The sequence below is a fragment of the Roseovarius sp. BRH_c41 genome (genome assembly GCF_000961715.1).
Taxonomy (GTDB): domain Bacteria; phylum Pseudomonadota; class Alphaproteobacteria; order Rhodobacterales; family Rhodobacteraceae; genus Roseovarius.
In genome coordinates this window covers 65,835-87,920 of the sequence record NZ_LADY01000065.1, presented here as the reverse complement: position 1 = coordinate 87,920, position 22,086 = coordinate 65,835, and the positions used below count along the sequence as shown (strand labels likewise).

Below are 22,086 nucleotides of genomic sequence, written 5' to 3'. Positions count from 1 at the left end.
GCGCTGACACATCCACGGCCTGGCTGAGGGGGACTTGCCTTCTGTTCGGGGTCGTGGCGTAACAGACAAGGCTTACCGAGAAGGGCGCGCAATGCTGCGGAACGGCAAAGTTGCCGTCCTTGCCAGAGTACGAAACCGCGTTGGAATGCCCCATGACAGAACCACAGTTCAAAAGTTGGCAATCGATTCAGGACGAGGTCTTGCGCCGTATCCATGCGCGTGAGTGGCCGCCAGGTGCCGTGATTCCGAACGAGGCCGATCTAGCACAGGAATTTGGGTGTGCGCGCGCCACCGTCAATCGCGCTCTGAGAGCATTGGCAGAACTTGGACTTGTCGAGCGGCGGCGCAAGGCGGGGACACGCGTTGCTTTGCACCCTGTGAGCCGCGCGACCGTGGACATTCCGGTGATCCGGCAGGAAGTCAGCGCCCTTGGGAAGATATACGAGTATCGTCGTCTGAGCCGTGCCCGTGCCGCGCCGTCGCTTGGTCTGGCGCGTCGGTTCTGCGCCGAAGGCTCCATCCAATGTCTGCATGTGACGGCCCTGCATCTGGCCTCAGGTGAGCCCTTTGTCTTTGAAGATCGCTGGATCAATCTTGAGACAGCCCCCGCCGCTGATGCTCAGGACTTTAAGGCGCTGAACGCCAATGAGTGGTTGTTGGCCAATATCCCCTATACCCATGGTGAAATCCGTTTGGCGGCCCAAGCTGCAACCGAGGCTGAGGCCATGATCCTGGACACGCGTCCCGGCGCACCTCTGTTTGTGATTGAGCGCCTGACATGGGATCATGCGCGGGCCGTGACCTTTGCTCGCCTGTGCTATGCACCGGGGCACAGCATCGTGACCCAACTGGGTGCCGCTCCATAAAAGGCGGCGCGGCAAAGATCATGGACGGGTGCCCCAGCTTGGGCTATTGGGCGGATAACACAGACTATTCAAGAGGCACATCATGTCTGGCCACGGCACTCCGACCCCAATGACATCGCACCGCTCTGGGCCTCTTTCCGGTGTTGCTGATGTGCCGGGAGACAAGTCGATCTCGCATCGTTCACTGATCCTTGGGGCGCTGAGCGTGGGAGAGACCGTGATCACGGGGCTGCTTGAAGGTGAGGACGTGCTGGATACGGCCAAGGCGATGCGGGCCTTTGGGGCCGAAGTGACGCGCGACGAGACTGGCTCTTGGCATGTTCACGGCGTTGGCGTTGGAGGCTTTGCCGAACCTGATCATGTCATTGATTGCGGAAATTCGGGCACAGGGGTGCGCTTGATCATGGGCGCGATGGCGACCTCACCCATAACCGCAACGTTCACTGGCGATGCCAGTTTGAACAAACGGCCCATGGCGCGCGTGACGGACCCTTTGGCGTTGTTTGGAACACGCTCTGTTGGACGGGCGGGAGGCCGGCTGCCGATGACCATCGTGGGCGCTGCTGATCCGGTGCCGATACGCTATGTCGTGCCTGTGCCCTCGGCGCAGGTCAAGAGTGCCGTGCTTTTCGCGGGGCTGAACGCGCCCGGACAGACCGTGGTGATCGAGCGGGAAGCAACGCGCGATCATACCGAGCGGATGTTGGCTGGGTTCGGGGCCGAGATTGTCACAGAGGAAACCGCCGAAGGGCGGGTGATTACGCTGACCGGGCAACCCGAACTCAGGGCTCAGACCATCGTGGTGCCGCGCGACCCAAGCTCTGCGGCCTTCCCGGTCTGCGCGGCGCTCATTGTCCCGGGGTCCGATGTTCTGGTTCCAAATATCGGCCTGAATCCAACGCGCGCCGGGCTCTTTACAACCTTGCGCGAGATGGGGGCCGATCTGGAGTATGAGAACCTGCGCGAAGAAGGCGGTGAGCCGGTAGCCGATCTGCGCGCCCGGTTCTCTCCTGACCTCAAGGGAATAGAGGTGCCTCCCGAGCGCGCGGCAAGCATGATCGACGAATATCCCGTTCTGTCGGTGGTCGCTTCATTCGCGACAGGTGAGACCGTCATGCGCGGGGTCAAGGAACTGCGTGTCAAAGAAAGCGACCGGATCGAGGCAATGGCGGCCGGATTGCGCGCGGGGGGCGTCGAGGTCGAGGACGGTCCAGATTGGTGGATTGTGCATGGGCGAGGACACGGAAATGTTCCAGGCGGGCAGACCTGCGCCAGTCATCTCGATCACCGGATCGCGATGTCGTTCATGGTGATGGGCATGGCGACAACGGCTCCGGTCAGTGTCGATGACGCAAGCCCGATCGCAACCTCCTTTCCGATTTTTGAGCATCTGATGGCTGGTCTAGGCGCTGACATTCGAAGGGTATGAGTCACACTGGCTGACATAACTCCGGTCTGAGTGATCAGAGCAGGTTGAATGGGCTGAGATAGATCTGCAGTTCGCCCGTTGAAGCAAATGCGTGTGATCTCGGTCCGCGGGCCATTGTGGAGACCGGTGATTGAACCATAGACTCGGCTATGGACAAAAACGATCTACCAATTCTTGAAACGCCGGTCCCGCCCCCTGTCAAAATCGGGCTGTTCCGGACTGCGCTGCGCCTTGTGGCGCTCGTGATCCTGGCCATCTTGCTGCACGCGCTTTTTGTCTGGGCGCAAGACTGGATCACACAAAATAACTTTGGCTGGGCGATACCGAGCGTTCTCGCGGCGGCGCTCTTGATCTATGCGGTTCTGATCGCCATTCCGTTTGTGCCGGGCATTGAAATCGGTCTCATGGTTCTGGCCGTCGGTGGCCCGGATATTGCGCCATTGGTGTGGCTTGCAACGGCATCTGGTCTCGTTTTGGCCTATATGGTCGGATGCAAGGTCCCCTATCGTTGGCTTAGCCGCATTCTGCTCGATCTGCATCTTACGCGGGCCTGCGTGATGTTCGAAAGGTTTCAGGCACTGCCCCTCGATGAGCGGGCCAGCTTTGTGCAAGCGCAGTTGCCCGCGCGCTATTTGGGCTGGGTTGTCAAATATCGCTACGTCAACCTCGCGCTCCTTATCAACATTCCGGGAAACTCGATGATCGGGGGCGGAGGTGGTATTGCATTTGTGTCCGGGTTATCGGGCGTGTTTCGGGCGCATTTGGCAATCCTGACTCTTGTGATTGCGACCGCACCTGTGCCTCTCGCAATCTGGCTCTTTGGCTGGACTCTCTCTTAGGGGCTTTCTCATTCTCAGGTCATGCCGCGCGACGACGATTTTCTGACGCTTGTGGGCTGTCGGGCAAGCGCCTATGCCTTATGTTCCGCGCAAGCGCAGCGTCAGAAGCAGGATATTCGTTATGTCGACAGACCCTCTCGTCGTATTCACCCCGTCCGGCAAACGTGGGCGATTTGCCATAGGCACCCCGGTCCTGACGGCCGCGCGGCAGCTTGGTGTCGATCTTGATTCCGTTTGCGGTGGGCGTGGGATATGCTCGAAATGCCAGATCTCGCCGGGCTATGGTGAGTTCTCAAAACACGGTGTTACCGTGCATCAGGACGCGCTGTCGGAATGGAACGCCGTTGAAGAGCGGTATGACCAGAAGCGTGGCCTGAAACCGGGACGTCGGCTGGGCTGTCAGGCAAAGATCATGGGCGATGTTGTGATCGACGTGCCCCCTGAGAGCCAAGTCCACAAGCAGGTGGTGCGCAAAGCTGCTTCGGCCCGCGTGATCGAGATGGACCCGGCAACTCGGCTCTATTTCGTTGAAGTCGAAGAGGCCGACATGCACGAGCCAACCGGAGATTTCGAACGCCTCAAGCGCGCGCTCAAATCGCAATGGGAGATTGACGATATTCGTGCTGATCTGAGCTTGCTGTCGAAGCTGCAACCCGTTCTGCGCAAGGGCAAGTTTCAGGTAACAGTGGCGCTGCACCGCGGTCACGCTGACGCGGCTGCGCAAATTCTGGAGATATGGCCCGGACTGCACGAGGGTGGGCTATTTGGTCTTGCGATTGATCTAGGCTCGACCACGGTCGCCGCGCATCTGACGGATTTGGAAACCGGCGAGGTCAAGGCCTCGTCTGGTATTATGAATCCGCAGATCCGCTTTGGCGAGGATCTGATGAGCCGTGTCAGCTATTCCATGATGAACCCCGGCGGTGACAAGGAAATGACGGCGGCCGTGCGCGATGCGCTCAACCTGTTGGCTGAGGAGATCGCCAAGGAGGCGGGAATTGATGCAAAACTCATCGTCGAGACGGTGTTTGTTTGCAATCCGGTCATGCATCACCTGCTTTTGGGCATTGACCCGGTTGAGCTCGGGCAGGCGCCCTTTGCGCTTGCGACGTCGGGAAGCCTGACCTTGGGCGCCAAAGAATTGGACCTCACGGCGGTAAACCCGCGGGCGCAGGTCTATGTGCTGCCCTGCATTGCGGGACATGTGGGCGCGGATTGCGCCGCTGTGGCGCTGAGTGAAGAGCCCGGCAAGTCCGAAGACCTGGCGCTGATCGTCGATGTCGGCACCAATGCCGAAATTTTGCTGGGCGACAAGACGCGGGTTCTGGCCTGCTCGTCGCCCACCGGACCGGCCTTTGAGGGCGCGCAGATTTCCAGCGGGCAACGGGCAGCACCCGGCGCGATTGAGGCTATCCGCATTGATCCCGTGACCAAGGAACCAAGGTTTCGGGTTATCGGATCTGACAAATGGTCGGATGACGATGGTTTCACCGAAGAGGTGGGCGACGGCGGTATCACCGGCATTTGCGGCTCCGGCATCATCGAGGCGGTTGCCGAAATGCGGATGGCCGGTCTCTTGGACGATTCCGGTCTGATCGGATCGGCGGCGGCCACGGGCACCGCGCGGATGATCGAAGACGGCCGCACCCATTCTTATTTGGTCCACGATGGGAGTGCCACGGGCGGTCCGGTCATTACCGTAACCCAAGGCGATATACGAGCGATCCAGCTCGCCAAATCTGCGCTTTACGCCGGCGCGCGCCTCTTGATGGATGAGCGCGGTGTGGACAAGGTAGACCGGGTGGTTCTGGCTGGGGCATTTGGAGCGCATATCTCGCCGCTACATGCGATGGTGCTTGGCATGATCCCCGATGTACCGCTCGACAAGGTGACATCGGCGGGCAATGCAGCGGGCACCGGGGCGCGCATCGCGCTCTGCAATGTTGCGGCCCGGCGCGAGATTGAGCGCGTGGTGGGCCAGATCACCAAGGTCGAGACCGCCATCGAGCCGAAATTCCAAGAGCATTTTGTTGCGGCAAACGCGATCCCACACAAGACCGACCCGTTTCCCGAATTGGCCAAGATCGTGACCTTGCCAAATCCGAGTTTCAACACCCATGGAGATGGAAGCGATGGTGGGCGCCGCAAGCGTCGGCGAGGCTAAAGTGAAATTGCTGCTTTTCATCGTCTTAGGAGCCGGGTACTGACGCGAACACTCTGTTAAAAGGTAATCAGATGAACCAGTTGTTAGCTCCTGCCCTCCTGTCCATTGTCGTGTTGAGCGGTTGTGGTGGTCGTGCCCCCGATCCTGTTGACGAAATTCAGTCCGGCGACGGCGCGCTCTCTTGCTCCCAGTTGCGCACCGAGATCACGGCCAATACCCATGCTATTCAAGGCCTCATCAAAGAGCAGCAGGCCAAAACCACGCAGAACATCGTTGCCGGGACAGCGGGTGCTTTCCTTCTTGTTCCTTGGTTCTTTATGGATCTCAAGGGGGCTGCGGGCGACGAGGCTCGTGCCTATCAGCGCCGTAACGAATCGTTGGTCGGCCGCTACAACGGCATGGCGTGCAAACCCGAAATGAAGCTCGAAAAGCAAGCGGCGAAGACCGAGTGATCATCCTCTGACGGCAAGCCCGTGGTCGATGATTTTGGCTCAATGGGCTTGCTCTTGGCTACCCTCCGCGCGACACTCGCTGCATGTCGCGGGGGGCGTAAACATGTCAGATCTCGAACAACGGATCGCACAGGGGCTGGGTGATGACCCCGCTGATCTGGTGCTGCGTGGGGCGCAGGTGCTTGACCTCGTCACGGGGGATTTGATCCCCGGTGATGTCGCGGTCTGCGGCAATACCATCGTGGGCATCGGGGCCGCCTATGAAGGGTGCGCTGTGATCGACGTTTCAGGCCTCATCCTTGTGCCGGGCTTTATCGACACACATCTGCACATCGAAAGTTCGCTGGTCACACCTTATGAATTCGACCGTTGTGTCACGCCGCGTGGGGTGACCACGGCTATTTGTGACCCGCACGAGATCGCCAATGTATTGGGCCTCGACGGAATTCGCTATTTTCAAGCCGCCTCCGAGCAAACCTTGATGGATATTCGGGTTCAATTGTCGTCCTGTGTGCCCTCGACGGATATGGAAACCTCTGGCGCCGAAATTGCGGCAGAGGATCTCTGCTCTGTGATGGGTCATCGTTCTGGCATCGGGTTGGCCGAGGTGATGAATTACCCGGGCGTCATCCACCGTGATCCGGGCATGATGGCCAAACTGCGGTTGTTTGAAGGGGCGCATGTCGACGGACATTGTCCGCAGCTCTCGGGTCGCGATCTCAACGCCTACTGTTCGGCCGGCATTCGCACCGAACATGAGGCGACAACGCCAGAGGAGGCGCGCGAGAAACTGCAGCGCGGCATGCGCATTCTGATCCGCGAGGGCTCGGTCAGCAAGGATCTGGATGCTCTACAAGCGCTATTGACGGATGTCACAGCCCCCTACATGTGCCTGTGTACGGATGACCGCAACCCGCTCGATATCGCCGAAGAAGGGCATCTCGATCACATGATCCGACGTTTGATCGCGCTCGGATCTTCCCCATTGGCAACCTATCGTGCGGCGTCGCTGTCCGGAGCAGAAGCATTTGGGCTAAAAGATCGCGGTTTGATTGCGCCGGGGCGACGTGCCGATATCGTAGCCGTTGGGACGTTGGAGGCGTGCGATGTGCGATTGGTGCTCTGCGGTGGTCGAGTGGCCGATGCCAGTACATTCGCCGCGCGTTACGAGATACCACCAATCGGGCGGAACTCTGTAAATGCTCCCAAAGTTCGGCCAGAGGATTTTCGTCACGCGGGCAATCGGGCCGAAACCGATGTGATCGGTATCTTGAATGGCAAAATTCTGACGGAGCATCTGCACGAAGAAATCGCCCCGCAGAATGGTGACAAGTGTCCAGACGTCGCGCGGGACCTGGTACGGATTGCGGTTGTCGAGCGGCACGGAAAGAATGGCAACATCGCAACAGGATTTGTGCAGGGTTTTGGCTTGCAGGCCGGGGCAATTGCCTCGACTGTCTGTCACGATCATCACAATATCGTTTGTGTTGGCGTTGATTATGCGGACATGGCTGTTGCCGTGAACCGACTCGGAAAAATAGAAGGTGGTTTTGTAGTCGTCGAGGGGGGGCAGGTGCGTGCAGAACTGGCGTTGCCCATGGCTGGGCTGATGAGCCTTGAGCGCTTCGAACTCGTGCGTGATAGGCTCATTGGTTTGCGCGCGGCGGCTAAATCCCTGGGGGTCACGTTGCAAGAGCCGTTTTTGCAACTGGCGTTTCTGGCGCTACCGGTCATTCCGGCACTCAAGATCACCGATCGTGGGTTGGTCGATGTCACGCGGTTCGAGATCCTCAGCTAGAAGGCCTTGAATGTCAGGGTCGTTTCGGTTCTTTCGATGCCTGCGATATCGAGCACGTTATCGTTGATGTATTTCCCGATATCCTCACTCTCGGGAACGTAAAGCTTCATCAAAAGGTCAAACGGGCCGGACGTGGAATAAAGCTCTGAATGAATCTCGCGCAATGCAATCGCCTCAGCAACGCGGTACGAATGCCCCGGTTTGCAGCGAATGTTGATAAAGACGCAGCGCATTTAACTTTCCTTCTGTGTAGACGCAGAGACTGTTTTCGAGAAAGTCGAAAGACCTTTTCGGCTTCAGGCTGCGCCAGATCATAGGGCTATAGGGCCGTCATGTCCTTACAATTGCAATGGGAAATTTGAAATGACGTTTGGACCTGACCTGTGAAACCCACCTCACGGTCTGCGACTCAAGATCGGGGAGGGACCGATTGCAGCAGGGTCAGCGCGATGGACTGTGATGATTGCACGTTGATGCTCGCCATCTGATCACGCAGTAAAAAACGCCGGAGCAATTGTTCCTGAACATCTGTGTCGGCAAGGTCTGATAGCGAACCGATGTTCAATTGGCGCGCCGCCCGAGATTTTATCTCGTCCAACTGTCGATCCAGATCCGCTTGTGCAAAACTCTCAGGTAATCCTAGCGCCACCTCGAATACGCGGCGCAGCGGGGTATTTCCAAGAATACGGAACCACCGCGTATCCTCTGCCGCATCGTCGCCTGCGATATCACCTAACTCGCGCCGCGCGTTCAGGGCGAGGCGTAGGGATTGATCCTGATCACCGACCGCCACCTCAAACTCCCTGCGGCGAAATTTTTCAGTGATCTCGGAGCCGAAAGCGGACAATTGAGTGCGAGGGATGGGGCGATCTGCAAATGCAAAGGCTTCGGCCAGCTGTTTATAGCGATCATCGGCGAGGCGATTGGCCAATGAATCCTCGTTGATCGTGCCGCCCTCAAGGATAGCGCGGATGAAGGCACGGCTGTCGATGTCCTCCTGAAGCCCGAATGCCCCAAGCGCGACCCGCAACAAGCGGCGGTCAGACACGAGATCCTCAGCGGTGGTGATCTTGCCGATGGTTTGCTCGAAATAGTCTGTATCCCGAACAATCTGCGGGGATTTATTGAAGAGATCTGACTGGCGCTCAAAGGTGCGAGCCAAGAGTGCCCATCCTGACAATCCGCTCAGGGGAAGAACCGGCGCAAAGTTCATGACATTCGATGCGCCAATAGCCGTTCTTCTCGTGGAATTAGTCTACGAAGGGCCTTGAGACATTGATAATACTCCCCGCCTAACAGGGCTCTTGTTGCGAGTGTCAGCTGGATTCGACTGTCGGAATCGCGCAGGACCTGACTTAGCTCCTCAATGTGTCGCAAGAGTTGGCGACGCGCCTGTTGCGGATCGCCGTCTCCTGACAGGAGAAGCTGTGTGACATAGCATGCCCGACGCACCGGCGTGGTCGCACTTTCAGGGTGTATTGCGTCACGCAGGCGCAAAATATGTGCGTTCGGGGTCATAATTGACAAACGCGAGCGACGATCCCCGTTTTCAACCACCGCTCCGTTGATCAGCACGCGCTCTTTGGGACCAAGCTTCAGTACAAGACCGCTCATTATACGATCTGCCTGTTACTCAGCCCGCGCATCATGGCTGTATTGATGTCGATGAGAGGCTGGATAGACGCGTCGCCATTGAGCACCATAGTGCTGTGATGGTGCGAAAACTGCGCCAGATAGACAATTCTCGCGCGCAATTCTTGTGGCAAGGGGTTTTCCGGATCTGCGACGTCTGTCGCTAGAATTGTCCAAAGGCGCCGGTTGTCATGTAGCGCTGCGGCAAGGTTGTGAATATCCTCACGACCCTTGGCTGCAGCTAAGCCGAGGCGATGCGTTATCCGGGCAAAGGCGTCGTACTCCAGCCCTCGCTCAGTCCGAATGGTCTGCGCTTGGTTTCGATAGGCGGTCTGCGCCAGCTGGGTCGCGTTCACGTCATGTCCTTTCAAGTAGGCGGTCTGTCACTGAGCGGAGGTTGGGGGGCCCTGAGGGCGCCCCCAGTTGAGCTTAGTTTCTGAACAGCGAGAGGATCGCCTGTGGTGCCTGATTGGCAATGGACAGGGATTGGGTTGCCAACTGCTGCTGTACCTGAAGAGCCTGAAGACGCGCCGAGGCCTCTTCCAGATCGGCATCGACCAGTGCGCCGATTCCGGACTTCATGGCGTCCGTGACTTTGCTGACAAACTCGTTCTGATCAGATATCCGTCGCGCCGAAGCGCCAAGGGCGGCTGCCCCGTCAACGGCCGTCTGGATATGGACTTCGATCGCAGCCAGCGAACTGTCTGCTGCAGTTGCGCTCGACACGTCAATATTGCTCAGGTCAAGGTTGGTCTCGAAATCGACGGACGCCACGGAGATATTCGATGCTGTTACCGTTCCAGTCGCGTCCCGATCAAGCGAGGACAGCACCGTAATGCCAGCATTGCCTGCCGTGTCGAGCAGGTTCGCCCCGTTGAACTGAGACGCGCCAATGATCGAATTGACCTGATTGACCAGTTCATCAACATCGTTCTGTATTTTGGCATGATCGACGTTTTCACCGGTAGCGGCAACGACCTTTTCCTTGATGTCATTGAGAATATTGGTGATTTGTTCCGCTCCGGCAGAGGCAACGGCCACGGTCGATTCACCCAAGGACAAGGCGTCAGAGACGGCCTTGAAGCCACTGACGTCGGATTCCATCACCTTGGAAATTGCAAAGATCGCCGAGTTATCTTTGGCCGTCGCAACAGCTTTGCCTGTTGAGATCATATCCTGCGTCTTGGCTAGATTCGAGTTGACCGATTGCAGGGTTTGAAGCGCCACCATGGCACTGTTGTTGGTCAGAATACTTGACATTGTATGTTCCCTTTGATTTTGACGCTTTTCGCCATTTAATGTCCCACGCCCGTATCGGGAGCGGTCTGATGTCATTCTGACATGTGCAGCGAAGGGTATGATCCGTCTGCGCCATCCGGTGTGGATGCAAGACCGAGAGTGCCGCCAAGGTCCTAATGGAGTGCTAAACGCGGCATGAGATAAGCGGCGAATTTTAACGAACCCTGCCTAGGCGCGTTTTTCGATGGTATGGACGACCTCGCCGCGGATACAGAATTTGCGGCCATGTTGGTCGTATGTCTCCGTCGAGCGGCGAATGCTGCGGTGAGCTGCGAGCCGCGCGGCGACGGTTCGAATACCTTGTAAGGTGCCGTTGAGCAGGTCCTGATTGCGCGACAGCTTTTTCTGGAGGCTGTTCAATGCATTGACCGGTTGATGGTCGAGCGCATTGAGACGTTCAATCAGGCGTTCCTTTTCTGGAATGAGCGCGGTGATCCTTGCAATATCACTCGCCAGCAGCGCGTTGCGCTCGTCTTCCAGAATCGCATCGAGATCAGTGATAATCTGGGCTTCAATTTCATGAGCCATTGGAGCGCTCCATCATGGACTGAAAAAAGACGTCCGCCAGTCCGATACCGCCTGCTTTGACCATCTCGCGTGCCAATGCCTCTCGATGGAAGGAAGCAAACTGTGATTCTCCAGTGCTGCCAGCAAAGCTGCTTTCTTTTGGTTCGAGTCCTCCAAACTTGAACATCTCTGCCAGAAAGCTGGCTTCCAGGCGCTCTGCGACGATGCGGGTCGGGTTTTTGAGGGGGGTGTCTGAACCCCTTATTCCCGACGGTAACGATACTGGGTTGGGCATGGGTATTCCTCAAATTGATCGAACTAATCACCAGAAGACTCGAAATCGGTAAAGAAGCAGTAACCGGTTTCGCCATATTCAGGGACATGGTCACAGACAACTGGAGGGCGCAGATGTTCGAATCACTTTCCACTGGGCCAATGCACTCCAACACGCGGACGTCTGCGCCGCCGATGACCGTGAGGGGCATTGAGACTAAATCGTCCGATGCTGCGCGTGCGCCGCAGGATTTTGGAGAAGTGTTCGAGAAAGTTCATGATTTGTCTCGCGATGACATCAGTGACGACGAGGCGACGACATTGATTGAGAGTGACACACCAGAATTAGATGTCTCGCTATCAGAGGCGATGCAGAGTGGGCGGCCAGAAACCGTTTCGACCAAAGACATCTTGATGTCCTCATCGGTGGGCCTCGATGAGGGGCGGCAGGATAGCGGGGCGGAACATGTCTTGGTGCCATTGGATGATGTGCCGGAGTTTCCCAAGACCCACGGTTTTGATGGAGAGTTTGATGAGCAATTGACCACGTACGCACGGCCAGAAGCGGCGGCAGGGGTTAACAAGGCGCTTATCATGGCGTCCGACGGTGGGAGGGTGCCGGTTCTGAATGGCCTTGACGAAAGTTTGGACCCTGTGGTCCCCGATGGTGCAATTTCGCGACTGGGGGGAAAACACTCTGTGGCTTTACCAGATGGGCCGGACGGGCTGTCATCTCTGGATCAGGGGCGCGATCTCGGACAGAAGACCCATGTGCGCCAGACCATAGATGTCGCGGGAAAGATCCTGATAGCTCCCGAGGCACCGATTATTCCAGGCAAGGCCACCGGTGCCGCGACTGTGCAAGAGATGCCCGACGTTGTTCATAACGCTCCGGCTATCATGCAAGAGAGGGTGATCGCCTTGGGTCTAACCGCATCTGCGTCAAAGTCGGTCCATGAAGACCTGAGTTCTCGCGACGCCGGGCTGGCAAGGAACGCATATAGTGTTGAGCGCGTTTATCCTGACTTGTTTGATCCGACACGCGCCGTCTCGCGACCTGAGATCAGATTTCCCCTTAGCCAGAACCATGAAATACTGACTGACGGTCTTGTGGACCTTGTCCTGAACCTTGATGTTGAAATCGGTCAGGACGGTCAGAATGATGTCATGGGTTCGGAATTCCCTGTGGCGACATCACAAGAGAACCCCAGCATGTTCCGAAACAGTGCTCTGTGGCATCGTTCGGAGTTGCCTTCGGCTCTTGCGCAGCACATCGCGACCGCTGTGCATCAATCAGGGGATGGTGAACGCTCGGTAGAATTGCTTTTGTCCCCCGATGAAATGGGCGGGATACGTCTGAAACTGTCATCTCAAGATGGCGTGATGACTGTCAACCTTTTGGCCGATCGACCGGAAACTCTCGATCTCTTGCGACGCCATATTGATACTCTGGCCCGCGCCCTCCTCGACGTCGGATATGAGCGCACGCATTTCTCATTTGGCGGCCAAGACTCGGCCAACGGCTCCAATACTAAGTTGCACCACCGACGAGACCCTGCTCAGGAATCGGTTCAGTTCGATACTGCCTCAGGGGCTGCCGCAATTCCCTTGGCCTCTCCGCAGTCAATGCACGGAGAGCGGCTTGATGTTCTGATATAAAGGAAACCTAGATGGACGTGACGTCTGCCAGTCAACCCAGCTTCGAGGCGGGCGCTCTACAGCGCGGCGCGACAACCTCGGACAATTCCCTTGAGAAAGCGACTGGTGGCTTCAGCACCGATTTTGAAACCTTTCTCAAAATGCTCACAACTCAGTTGCGCAATCAGGATCCGCTCAACCCCATTGAGTCGTCGGATTTCGCTGTGCAGCTGGCGACATTCTCGACGGTCGAGCAGCAGGTCCTCACCAACGATCTCCTTACTGATCTGGGCGCGCGGATTGGCGCGCAGGGTCTGTCACAGGTATCTGGTTGGATCGGGATGGAGGCGCTCTCAGAGCTGCCCGTCACCTTTAGCGGTGAGCCAGTTTCGCTCTTGGCTACGGTTGACCCGCAAGCAGAAGCGGCCGAGATTGTGGCAACCAACGCCCAAGGCATTATTGTTAATCGACAACCCATCCCGACCACCTCCGGACAGGTTTTGTGGGCTGGGCTTGATCCTATAGGTCTGCCCCTCGCCCATGGGGACTACGCTCTTTCGGTCCACTCGCTGGTGAATGACGACATCATCGCCCGGCATAACGCGCGTGTGCCTAGCCGCATCGTTGAGGCCCAATTCGAGGCTGGTGAGGCAGTTTTGGTACTCGAAAGCGGGCAGCGGATTTCACCAGACCAAGTTCTAGGCCTGCGTCCGAGTTCTCAGTAATCCTGGACTTGTCGAATGGGCCCAATCCCTCTAGCGTCACTCGACCCATTTCCCTGCAACAGGTGACACACCATGCCGTTCGGTTCGGCAATCGAGACACAGACAGACTTGTTGCGGGCGCTGAAAGGCCGGGGCTTTGATGTCGCAGCCGCGGCTTGGACCCAATTGGTCGGTGGGCGAACGAACAGGAGTTGGAAAGTGGAATCCCACGACCAATGCATTGTCGTCAAACTGTTTAGCCCCGGTGGACACAACCCCTTGTTTCCGAATGATCCGGATGGAGAGGTGGCGGCCTTGCGGCATCTCGCTGGCCGAGACCTTGCTCCAGCTTATGTCGATGATTTTCCGACCGACCATGGGCATTGCCTGATCTATGAGCATGTGCCCGGCCGGACATGGCAGGACGGGCCGTTACAAATTGCGGAACTCTTGTACCGTGTTCATTGCGTGACCGGCCCCCCTCATCTCCGCATCACACCTGATGGAAGTGGCGAAATTGAACATCAGACCAAGAGTATCCTCGCTCTTTGCCCTCAATTCCGTGCGCAGAGTCTCTTGGGTCTCAGGCCAAAAGGTGCCGTTCAACCATCCGGAAGGCTCTCTTTTCTGCATGGTGACCCGGTTCCGGGGAATATTGTTGGCATGCAAGGCGCATGGCGGCTGATCGACTGGCAATGTCCGGCATTGGGCGATCCCTGTGAAGACCTCGCGCTCTTTTTGTCACCCGCGATGCAACTGGCGTATCGCCAACAGCCTCTTACAGAAACCGAACGAGAGACATTCCTCTTGAGCTATCCTGATCAGGATCTGGTCCCTCGCTACCTGTCCCTTGCGCCCTGGTATCACTGGCGCATGGCGGCCTATTGTCTTTGGCTCGAATCGCGGGGTGACTGCTCCGCCAGCAGTGCCGGAGCGGCGGAAATCGCTGCAATGGCGATGGTAGTGAGTTGAAACTGCCTAAAAATCATCCAAAACGTGGCAAGTTTGCGCCGATCCAGCGAGATTGCGTTGTGGCTGCAATTATTGGTTCCATTGAACCATGAGGTATGGCATAACCGGACCAAGTCCTTGTAGGGCGTTATGGTCCATTATGGATAGGAGAATGGTATGAACAAGATTTCGATGTTTGTTGCTGCGGCTGCAATTGCATGCTCTGCGGCTGCCCCTGTGTTCGCTGACGACGCAAAAGTGAATGCTGACCCCTTTGTGTCGACCCAAAGCGAGTCGACGACTCCGGGTCTTGGTGTGACTGCGGCAACGGCTACAGCTATCGTTGTTGGCGCGATCATTATTGGGGCTGTAGCTGGGGGCTCGGACGATAGCTCCAGCACGACCACAACCACCAACTAATACATCTCTGCGCTGCCAAGAGGCACGTGAGATGCACAGAATAAGAACGGGCCTTAGGGCCCGTTTTTTGTATCGGCGATACAGATCGAGCGACACGTCTGTCTGCCGCAATTTCTCTCGATTGAGTGAGAGCGCGGTCTCGCACTTGACTCACGCAAGCCAGCCGCATTGATGCCGATGTTCAAGTAGATTGCTTGCAGTCAACAAGCAGATGAGTTCGGATTTAAGTTTGTACGGCTGCTGATAGGGTTCGATGATGAGGCACCGCCCTAAATCAATCCGTTGCGTACCACCTTTGTGGTCTGCGTTGCTTGGACAGGCGTTCTGATCGACACGTCCAGCAAAGGGATAGAGGCGTTTGTCCTGATAGACTTCTTAATGTCGGTGTCTTGATCTTCGGCCACAAAAGTGGTGCGTCTCTTTCGGATTTGGGAAAGAGCGAAATGGTTCTCTTTTCCACCGGGCATTGGAGTAGGGGTGTATCCCGTAAACTTTTTTGATGGCGGGCGGGGCCACGCCGAGCCAGACCTGCGTCTAGGAACCAACACGCCGCGCATCAATCCTATGACGACCTACATCGTTGTCAATGAAACCGTTTTGAACCGTCATGTCCTACGGTCGTCAAGACTTTGGCCCCGGAGAAAGCTTGCCGGGGCCGCCAGACTTTATATCAGGGCGAAAATTCGTGCCGGTCCGCCCGAACCACCGCGATGTTTGGGCGCTCCGATCACAATCGTCGCCCCGGCCGCGGGTACCTTATCCAGGTTGGCCAGACATTCGATGCCAAACCGGCCGGTGGGGAGCCAAGCATAATGGGTGGCAAAATCTGCCGAGGGCCCATGGTCGAGCGAGAGCGTATCGCTGGCAATCGAACGTGCGCCGGTCTCCTCAATCAGCATCTGCGCCGACTCGATATGAAAGCCGGGGTAATGTTGCTTTTCGCCGTCAAAGCCGCGGAAGGCCTCGGTTCCGGTCTTGGATCCCCAGCCAGAATGGAGCGCCACACAGGCCCCATCCGGGATCGGCCCATGCGTTGCAATCCAGGCTTTGAGATCGTCAGGTGTCAGCAGCGTGTCGGCGTCGTTAGCCGCGCGCGCCGCGATATCCACGACACAGAGCGGGGCCACCAGATCTCCCACCGGGATTTCATCGACCGAGGCGCCGTCCGCAGAGAAATGCAGCGGCGCATCCACATGGGTGCCGGTATGTTCGTTGATCGTCAACGTCATAAGATTGAAGCCATGTTCGGCGAAGTTGAAAGTCTGCTCGGTTGAGATGCCGGGCGCGCCGAAATAGGTCGGGAAACTGGCGTCATAGGCATGGGTCAGATCCTCGACCGAGGAATGACCTGAGGCCATCGCACGAGTTGTGCCCCCGGTTGTGAGGGCCGCAGCCGCACCGGATGCCGCGGCCGTGCTAAAGAAAGCGCGGCGAGACAGCATCCGGTCTTTGACTGCGTTGATGATACAGGCGTCACACATGGGGTAGTCCTTTCATTATTTGAGGGATACGGGGTGCAGCCTAGCATGATTCTGAGTTATGCAGAGCGTGGCTTGATCTGCGGAAACCAAAAGGGAAGACTGTTATGCTGGCGTTGATGCGATTGCTGATTTTTGGGCTGATCGTGCTGACGCTGCTCTATCTGGGGATATCGTGGTACTCGCGATCGCAGCGCCGCCAGAAAATGGAGCATGATTGGGAAGAGGCCGGTCGTCCGGGTGATCGTGAGGCCTATATAGAGGCAGGAATGATCCAATATCAGCACTCCCTGCGGCGGCGTCTGATATTGCTGGTCTATATCGTTCCGGTGACGACGGTGGCTGTCGTCATCTATATGACGAATTTCAGGTAAGGAGCCGGATATGGTCTATGTCAAATGGGTGTTCTGGGGTCTGTTCTGGACCGTGTTGATTGCGTTTCTGCATTATACGTTGCCACAGCATGACGTGGTGCGGATCACAGACACCTATGAAAAGCGGGTCAATCCGGGCGATAACTCGCTCTTTTGGTCCAATGCCGATACTGGTGAGCGCACGGATGTTGCGGAGCGGGATGTGTTTTTCATCCAGACCTTTCGCGCCAATGACAAGCCCATGATCTATCGCAATGAGGATACTGGCTGGGGCTGGCCACCCTATTTCAAGTTCGATACATCGAACTTGCAGGCGCAGGCGTCAGACATGATGTCAAAGAAGAACGCCGAGAATGCGCAATGGGTCGTGGTGCGCCATTATGGATGGCGTAACGAATTCTTTTCGATCTATCCCAACGCCGTCACGATCTGGGCCGTTGAGGGCCCGGACGTGCAGATCATTCCTTGGGTCAAGATTGTGATCTTGATCCTTTTGGCCGCACTATTTTGGGCCATCCGCGCGCGGTGGAAACGGTTCTGGCATGGGCGAGGAGAGTCTGTCGACGAAGAATGGAGCACCGGGCGCTAACGCGCCCGCGCCCTAGCGTTTCCCGTAATAGAGGCCCACGACATGCTCTGCCTCGGCGAAGAACAGCCAACGCGACGCGGCGATACCAGCGACGTGGGCGATCACTGCGATGAGGGCTAATATATGAGTGAAAGGCGCGAGCAACAGCAGCACGGGCAGTGCGTAGCCAAGGCCGAAGGCGATACCGCGTAGCTTTAGCGAATGTTTGCGCCCCACCTGAAACACAAGTTCGCGCAATAGGTAATTGGGTCCGGTGTGCGGCGCCTCAAACGCGCGGACTTGGCCGATTTGACCTAAGCCAGTGGCTGTAGCCATGGTCGTACCACTTTGCCCAAAGGCCCCGTCGCCACGAACCCACCATAGAATTTGCAGCACACCGGCAACGGGGATGAGAACCAAGGCGGCGCTGACTTGACCTGCCAAGAGCGCACCGCCTGCCAAAGAAATCGCAATCAACAACGCGGGCGTCAGGGGGGTTTTCCAGCGCGGAACGGTCGTGAGTTGCGCGTAGATCATCGAGGTCGTGAAAACAGTCGCCACCGAAAGGAGCGCCCCGATCAAGCCCACCACCGCAAGCCGGATGTCAAAAAACACCAATCCCGCCGCATAGACCCCCATGACCAAGAGAGCGGCAACCGCACAGACGCCTTCTCGGCTGAGCCAGCTGGAACGCCATTGGCTAAAGGCCTTCCAGGCTCGTTCAGGGTGGCCGAGGTGAAATGTCGAGGCCATCAGGCCGCCAACGGCAAGAGCATAGGCAATGACGAAGAAAACAAAGGCCACCCAGCCTGAAACGGCAGGCAGGCCTAAACCAAGCCAGACAAGTAGGCCAAAACCCAACCCAGAGAGCGTGGTGAAGACGATGACGGATGGTGCGGGGTGCATCAGAGCTTCTCCAAGGTCTTGTCGAGCCATCCAAGAAAGCCCTTGGGTTCTTGGATTACAGGGGCGAGAAAGGGGGCGAGAACGTCGATTTCGCCGACTGGTTTAGGCTGATCGAGCTGATCCTTGAGGCGCGGCGGTAAGTATTTGTTGACCGGTTTGGTGGCCTGCTCGGGCATGAGATCGATCCCACCGCGCTCTGCGGTTAATTTCGACACATTGCTCTCAGGATCCGCGAAATCGCCGAAATGCCGGGCACCCGCAGGGCAGGTGCGCACGCAGGCGGGCACGCGGTCCACCTCGGGGAGGTTTTCGTTATAGATGCGGTCGACGCAAAGGGTGCATTTCTTCATTACCCCTTCGGCCGCGTCCATTTCGCGCGCGCCGTAGGGGCAGGCCCAGGCACATAGGCCACAACCGATGCAATCGGTTTCGTTGACCAGAACGATCCCATCCTCCACCCGCTTATAGCTGGCCCCTGTCGGGCAAACCGTGACGCAGGGCGCGTCCTCGCAATGCAGGCAAGACTTGGGGAAGTGGATCAATTGTGCGGCAGGGTGCGGCATCGTCGAGGTTGCCAACGGCTGCACCTCGTAGCTGTGCACGCGGTTGAGGAAGGTGCCCGAGGGGTCAGCTCCGTAGGGCTGCTGATCGCTCAGCGGAGCACCGTAGTTTTCGGTATTCCAGCCCTTGCAGGACACGACACAGGCATGACAACCTACGCAGGTGTCGAGGTCGATCACGAGGCCCATCTTGCGCTGTGTCGATTTTGGAAGCGAGGTCATGTGATGCGCTCCTCAATGGTATATGCCGGTGCAATCAGAGTGACCGGTTCTTCCTTGGCCTTATCCCATGTGACAATGAACCAGACGAATGATCCGACCGTCACCGCGACAAAAGTCAGAATTGCGAGCAATGTCAGGGTTTTTCCGCTCATTTGCCAACCTTCCATTCAAGATGTGAGGGCCCTTGGGGAACGGGGGATTTGAGTGGGGCGAAGATGGGCTTCGCCTCTGATGGGGTGTCGGTCCTGGTGATCTTGACCCGCAGGTCAAACCATGCGGCCTGTCCGGTGATCGGGTCAGAATTCGACCAGCGCAACCCGTCGCCCTTGGGTGGCAAAAGCTCATGGATGAGGTGGTTGAGTAGAAAGCCACGGGTGGCCTCTGGGGCATCCTCACTTAGAGCCCAAGCGCCTTTTCGTTTGCCGATGGCGTTCCATGTCCAGACGGTATTCTCATTGAGCGCGGCCATGTGGGCGACCGGCACAGTGATTTCGCCATGAGCAGACGTGACGCGTGCCCAATCGCCGTCGGTGAAACCGTGCTGTTGCCAGATTTTCGTGGGTAAATAGAGTGGGTTATGCCCGTGGATCTGGCGCAGCCATGCGTTCTGCGTGCCCCATGAGTGATACATCGCCATCGGGCGTTGGGTCAGAGCATGGACCGGGAATTCATCCGTACTGACGCTGTCGTCTTCAAACGGCGGATACCAGATTGGCAGGGGATCGAGCGTGGACTTGATCCGTTCGCGCAGGTGGTCGGGCGGTTGACGGTCGCCATGACCCTCAGCGGCAAGCTGGAATCTGCGCAGCGTTTCAACATAAATATCAAAGACATAGGGCTGCGGCGTGTCAAAGAGTCCCATGCCGACTGCCCAATCCTGATAGGCCATATTCCACGGTTTGTAGTAATTCGCCCCCTCAGGAATATGGCTGACATAGAAACCCCCGTTCTCGATATAGCGGTCAAGCTGCGCGGGATTGGGTGCGCCGCGCCCGGTCTCGGTTCCATCGCCGCGAAAGCCTGCGAGTGGGCCAATTCCCGGTTTTCGCTCGTGGTTGACAATGTAATCGGCGTAATCGGCGTATTTCGCCGAGCCATCCTCAGTGGTGAAGCCGGGCAGCTTCAGCTTATTGGCCAGTTGCACAAGGACGGTCTGAAAGCCGCGCACATCACGGTCAGGGGCGATCACAGGCCAGCGTATCGCATCGGCGGCTGCATCCGCTTCGCATATGGGGCGATCAAGCAGCGAAATGCAGTCATGCCGCTCCAGATAGGTCGTATCAGGCAGGATCAGATCGGCATAGGCAACCATTTCCGAGCTATAGGCATCCGAATAGATGATGCGGGGAATGACGTATTCACCCGTTTCGTCGGTGTCCGTCAGCATGTCCATCACACCGCTCGTGTTCATGGATGAGTTCCAGGACATGTTGGCCATATACATGAAGAGCGTGTCGATTTTGTAGGGATCCCCCGCGTGGGCGTTGGAAATCACCATATGCATCAGCCCGTGGCTGGACATCGGGTTTTCCCATGTGAACGCCTTGTCTATGCGGGCCGGCGTGCCGTCTGGCTTGAGCGCCAGATCTTCGGGACCGCGCACGAAGCCCAGATGCGGTCCGTCGAGCGGGCAATCAGGCTGCACGCCGCAATGCGGTTTGGGATGTGCGCTGACGGGTTTCGGATAGGGCGGTTTGAAGCGGAAACCACCGGGCACCTCGATCGTGCCGAGCAGGATTTGCAGTACGTGCAAGGCGCGGCAGGTCTGGAAACCGTTGGAATGGGCCGAAATCCCGCGCATGGCGTGAAAGCTGACGGGCCGCCCAATCATTGTCTTATGGGTTTCGCCGCGGAAATCGGTCCATTCGTGATCTAGGGCGATCTCCTCCTCGAAAGCCACACGCGCGATTTCGGCGGCGATGCGGCGGATTTTGTCGGGGGTGATGCCGCAACGCTCGGCCACCGCTTCGGGCGCGTATTGCGGATCGAGATAGCGCTCGGCCATGAGGTGCATCACCGGGCGATGCGTGATGCCATCGGAATCGTATGTGGCGCTGAGATCGGGGCGCACACCGGGTTTGTCGAAGGCCGTGAGCTGGCCCGTCTCGCGGTCGATCACCAGAGGTTTGCCATCGGTGTCGCGCAGGAAGAGGCCATGATCGGGCGAGGCGGAATCGGCATTCACCAGGACCGGCGCATTGGTGTAGCGGGCGAGATAATCGAGGTCGATCTTGCCTGCGCGCATGAGTTCGTGAATGAGTGACAGGATGAAAAGCCCATCGGTTCCGGGGGTTATGCCCACCCAATCATCGGCCACGGCATTATAGCCCGAGCGGATCGGGTTCACGCCAATGACGCGCGCGCCACGCGCCTTGATCCGGCCAATGCCCATCTTGATCGGGTTTGAATCGTGATCCTCTGCCACGCCGAAGAGCATGAATAGCTTGGTATGGTCCCAATCCGGCTGGCCGAATTCCCAGAAGGCGCCGCCCATGGTGTAGATGCCCGCCGCAGCCATATTGACCGAGCAAAAGCCGCCGTGTGCTGCATAGTTGGGGGTGCCGAAATTCTGCGCCCAGAAGCTTGTGAAAGACTGCGATTGGTCGCGGCCAGTGAAGAAGGCCAGCTTTGATGGGTCCTCATGGCGGATCGGTTCGAGCCAGTCGCAGGCGATTTGCAGCGCCTCATCCCAGGATATTTCCACGAATTCGCCGGAGCCGCGCGGGCCGACCCGCTTGAGTGGAGCGCGCAGGCGTGAGGGGGCGTTGACCTGCATGATACCTGCCGAGCCCTTGGCACAGAGCACGCCCTTGTTCACCGGGTGGTCGCGGTTGCCTTCGATGTAGGCGACATGTTTTTTGCCGTCGGGGCCGGCCTTCATATGCACATTGATCCCACAGCGACAGGCGCACATGTAGCAGGTGGTTTTGCGGACCTCATCCGAGACATGCGGCGAGGTGTCGATGCGGGGCTGATGTGTCATGGCTGGCCTTTTCCTCCGTCGGC

At 57.6% G+C, this 22,086-nt stretch carries 25 protein-coding genes; 12 read left to right on the top strand and 13 right to left on the bottom strand.

Annotated elements, in window-relative coordinates:
* Positions 1-152 precede the first annotated feature (152 nt).
* The 4 genes from VR71_RS22040 (at position 153) to VR71_RS22025 (ending at position 5,298) form a co-directional block, all read left to right on the top strand.
* A complete protein-coding gene (locus tag VR71_RS22040) occupies positions 153-866 on the top strand; it encodes a UTRA domain-containing protein (RefSeq protein ID WP_045686511.1) in 714 nt (237 codons plus the stop codon).
* Positions 867-948: 82 nt separating this feature from the next.
* Positions 949-2,295 carry a 3-phosphoshikimate 1-carboxyvinyltransferase gene (gene aroA / locus VR71_RS22035; protein ID WP_045686510.1) on the top strand — a complete coding sequence of 449 codons (1,347 nt, stop codon included), beginning with the start codon at positions 949-951 and terminating at the stop codon, positions 2,293-2,295.
* A gap of 149 nt (positions 2,296-2,444) precedes the next feature.
* Complete coding sequence (locus VR71_RS22030) at positions 2,445-3,134, top strand: hypothetical protein (protein WP_009817199.1); 690 nt, start codon at positions 2,445-2,447, stop codon at positions 3,132-3,134.
* Positions 3,135-3,255: 121 nt separating this feature from the next.
* The gene (locus VR71_RS22025) at positions 3,256-5,298 is read left to right on the top strand and encodes an ASKHA domain-containing protein (protein ID WP_045686509.1); all 2,043 of its coding nucleotides are present in this window, start codon (positions 3,256-3,258) and stop codon (positions 5,296-5,298) included.
* Positions 5,299-5,365: 67 nt separating this feature from the next.
* Here VR71_RS22025 and VR71_RS25610 read toward each other — a convergent pair whose 3' ends face one another.
* Positions 5,366-5,455, bottom strand: a complete 90-nt coding sequence (locus VR71_RS25610; RefSeq protein ID WP_157046670.1) for a phage DNA packaging protein J — start codon at positions 5,453-5,455, stop codon at positions 5,366-5,368.
* A gap of 34 nt (positions 5,456-5,489) precedes the next feature.
* Here VR71_RS25610 and VR71_RS22020 point away from each other — a divergent pair, with 34 nt between their 5' ends.
* The gene (locus tag VR71_RS22020) at positions 5,490-5,750 is read left to right on the top strand and encodes a hypothetical protein (protein ID WP_009817201.1); all 261 of its coding nucleotides are present in this window, start codon (positions 5,490-5,492) and stop codon (positions 5,748-5,750) included.
* 103 nt (positions 5,751-5,853) lie between these two features.
* A complete protein-coding gene (gene ade / locus VR71_RS22015) occupies positions 5,854-7,548 on the top strand; it encodes an adenine deaminase (protein WP_045686508.1) in 1,695 nt (564 codons plus the stop codon).
* Here the strand turns inward: ade and VR71_RS22010 are convergent.
* The 7 genes from VR71_RS22010 to VR71_RS21985 form a co-directional block, all read right to left on the bottom strand.
* Positions 7,545-7,781 carry an Lrp/AsnC ligand binding domain-containing protein gene (locus tag VR71_RS22010; RefSeq protein WP_009817203.1) on the bottom strand — a complete coding sequence of 79 codons (237 nt, stop codon included), beginning with the start codon at positions 7,779-7,781 and terminating at the stop codon, positions 7,545-7,547. The genes ade and VR71_RS22010 overlap by 4 nt on opposite strands.
* A gap of 176 nt (positions 7,782-7,957) precedes the next feature.
* Entirely contained in the window at positions 7,958-8,710 is a 753-nt protein-coding gene (locus VR71_RS22005; protein WP_363301347.1) for a DUF1217 domain-containing protein, read from the bottom strand.
* Positions 8,711-8,757: 47 nt separating this feature from the next.
* A complete protein-coding gene (gene flbT / locus VR71_RS25390) occupies positions 8,758-9,162 on the bottom strand; it encodes a flagellar biosynthesis repressor FlbT (protein ID WP_009817205.1) in 405 nt (134 codons plus the stop codon).
* Positions 9,162-9,536 (bottom strand): flagellar biosynthesis regulator FlaF, encoded by a 375-nt coding sequence (gene flaF / locus VR71_RS22000; protein ID WP_045686506.1) that lies wholly within the window; start codon positions 9,534-9,536, stop codon positions 9,162-9,164. Before flaF ends, flbT begins: the two co-directional genes overlap by 1 nt.
* Positions 9,537-9,609: 73 nt before the next feature.
* The gene (locus VR71_RS21995; RefSeq protein ID WP_009817207.1) at positions 9,610-10,440 is read right to left on the bottom strand and encodes a flagellin; all 831 of its coding nucleotides are present in this window, start codon (positions 10,438-10,440) and stop codon (positions 9,610-9,612) included.
* 207 nt (positions 10,441-10,647) lie between these two features.
* Complete coding sequence (locus VR71_RS21990; protein ID WP_045686505.1) at positions 10,648-11,007, bottom strand: flagellar protein FlgN; 360 nt, start codon at positions 11,005-11,007, stop codon at positions 10,648-10,650.
* Positions 10,997-11,281, bottom strand: a complete 285-nt coding sequence (locus VR71_RS21985; protein ID WP_045686504.1) for a rod-binding protein — start codon at positions 11,279-11,281, stop codon at positions 10,997-10,999. Before VR71_RS21985 ends, VR71_RS21990 begins: the two co-directional genes overlap by 11 nt.
* A gap of 14 nt (positions 11,282-11,295) precedes the next feature.
* Between VR71_RS21985 and VR71_RS21980 the strand changes: the two genes are divergently transcribed.
* The 4 genes from VR71_RS21980 to VR71_RS21965 all read left to right on the top strand — a co-directional run bounded on the left by VR71_RS21980 (position 11,296) and on the right by VR71_RS21965 (position 14,972).
* The gene (locus VR71_RS21980; protein ID WP_296430753.1) at positions 11,296-12,918 is read left to right on the top strand and encodes a flagellar hook-length control protein FliK; all 1,623 of its coding nucleotides are present in this window, start codon (positions 11,296-11,298) and stop codon (positions 12,916-12,918) included.
* Positions 12,919-12,929: 11 nt separating this feature from the next.
* Positions 12,930-13,622 carry a flagellar hook capping FlgD N-terminal domain-containing protein gene (locus tag VR71_RS21975; protein ID WP_045686502.1) on the top strand — a complete coding sequence of 231 codons (693 nt, stop codon included), beginning with the start codon at positions 12,930-12,932 and terminating at the stop codon, positions 13,620-13,622.
* Positions 13,623-13,694: 72 nt separating this feature from the next.
* The gene (locus VR71_RS21970; RefSeq protein WP_296430751.1) at positions 13,695-14,573 is read left to right on the top strand and encodes a phosphotransferase; all 879 of its coding nucleotides are present in this window, start codon (positions 13,695-13,697) and stop codon (positions 14,571-14,573) included.
* Positions 14,574-14,729: 156 nt separating this feature from the next.
* Positions 14,730-14,972: a hypothetical protein gene (locus VR71_RS21965; RefSeq protein WP_045686501.1), complete on the top strand. Its 243-nt coding sequence runs from the start codon at positions 14,730-14,732 to the stop codon at positions 14,970-14,972.
* A gap of 665 nt (positions 14,973-15,637) precedes the next feature.
* Here VR71_RS21965 and VR71_RS21955 read toward each other — a convergent pair.
* Positions 15,638-16,453 carry a cyclase family protein gene (locus VR71_RS21955; RefSeq protein ID WP_045686499.1) on the bottom strand — a complete coding sequence of 272 codons (816 nt, stop codon included), beginning with the start codon at positions 16,451-16,453 and terminating at the stop codon, positions 15,638-15,640.
* 104 nt (positions 16,454-16,557) lie between these two features.
* On the opposite strand from VR71_RS21955, the gene VR71_RS21950 reads away from it, so the two are divergent.
* Positions 16,558-16,824 carry a hypothetical protein gene (locus VR71_RS21950; protein WP_009817217.1) on the top strand — a complete coding sequence of 89 codons (267 nt, stop codon included), beginning with the start codon at positions 16,558-16,560 and terminating at the stop codon, positions 16,822-16,824.
* 10 nt (positions 16,825-16,834) lie between these two features.
* Positions 16,835-17,413, top strand: coding sequence for a DUF1523 family protein (locus tag VR71_RS21945; protein ID WP_009817218.1), 579 nt, complete (start codon positions 16,835-16,837; stop codon positions 17,411-17,413).
* Positions 17,414-17,425: 12 nt separating this feature from the next.
* On the opposite strand, the gene VR71_RS21940 is transcribed toward VR71_RS21945, so the two are convergent.
* Genes VR71_RS21940 through VR71_RS21930 form a run of 4 tightly spaced genes read right to left on the bottom strand, consistent with a single transcriptional unit; the run spans position 17,426 to position 22,063 of the window.
* Positions 17,426-18,298: a DmsC/YnfH family molybdoenzyme membrane anchor subunit gene (locus VR71_RS21940; RefSeq protein WP_045686498.1), complete on the bottom strand. Its 873-nt coding sequence runs from the start codon at positions 18,296-18,298 to the stop codon at positions 17,426-17,428.
* The gene (locus VR71_RS21935; protein ID WP_045686497.1) at positions 18,298-19,080 is read right to left on the bottom strand and encodes a 4Fe-4S dicluster domain-containing protein; all 783 of its coding nucleotides are present in this window, start codon (positions 19,078-19,080) and stop codon (positions 18,298-18,300) included. The genes VR71_RS21940 and VR71_RS21935 overlap by 1 nt, the downstream gene beginning before the upstream one ends.
* Complete coding sequence (locus VR71_RS25385) at positions 19,077-19,232, bottom strand: hypothetical protein (RefSeq protein WP_296430749.1); 156 nt, start codon at positions 19,230-19,232, stop codon at positions 19,077-19,079. The genes VR71_RS21935 and VR71_RS25385 overlap by 4 nt, the downstream gene beginning before the upstream one ends.
* Complete coding sequence (locus VR71_RS21930) at positions 19,229-22,063, bottom strand: molybdopterin oxidoreductase family protein (RefSeq protein ID WP_045686496.1); 2,835 nt, start codon at positions 22,061-22,063, stop codon at positions 19,229-19,231. Before VR71_RS21930 ends, VR71_RS25385 begins: the two co-directional genes overlap by 4 nt.
* Between the last annotated feature and the right edge of the window lie 23 nt (positions 22,064-22,086).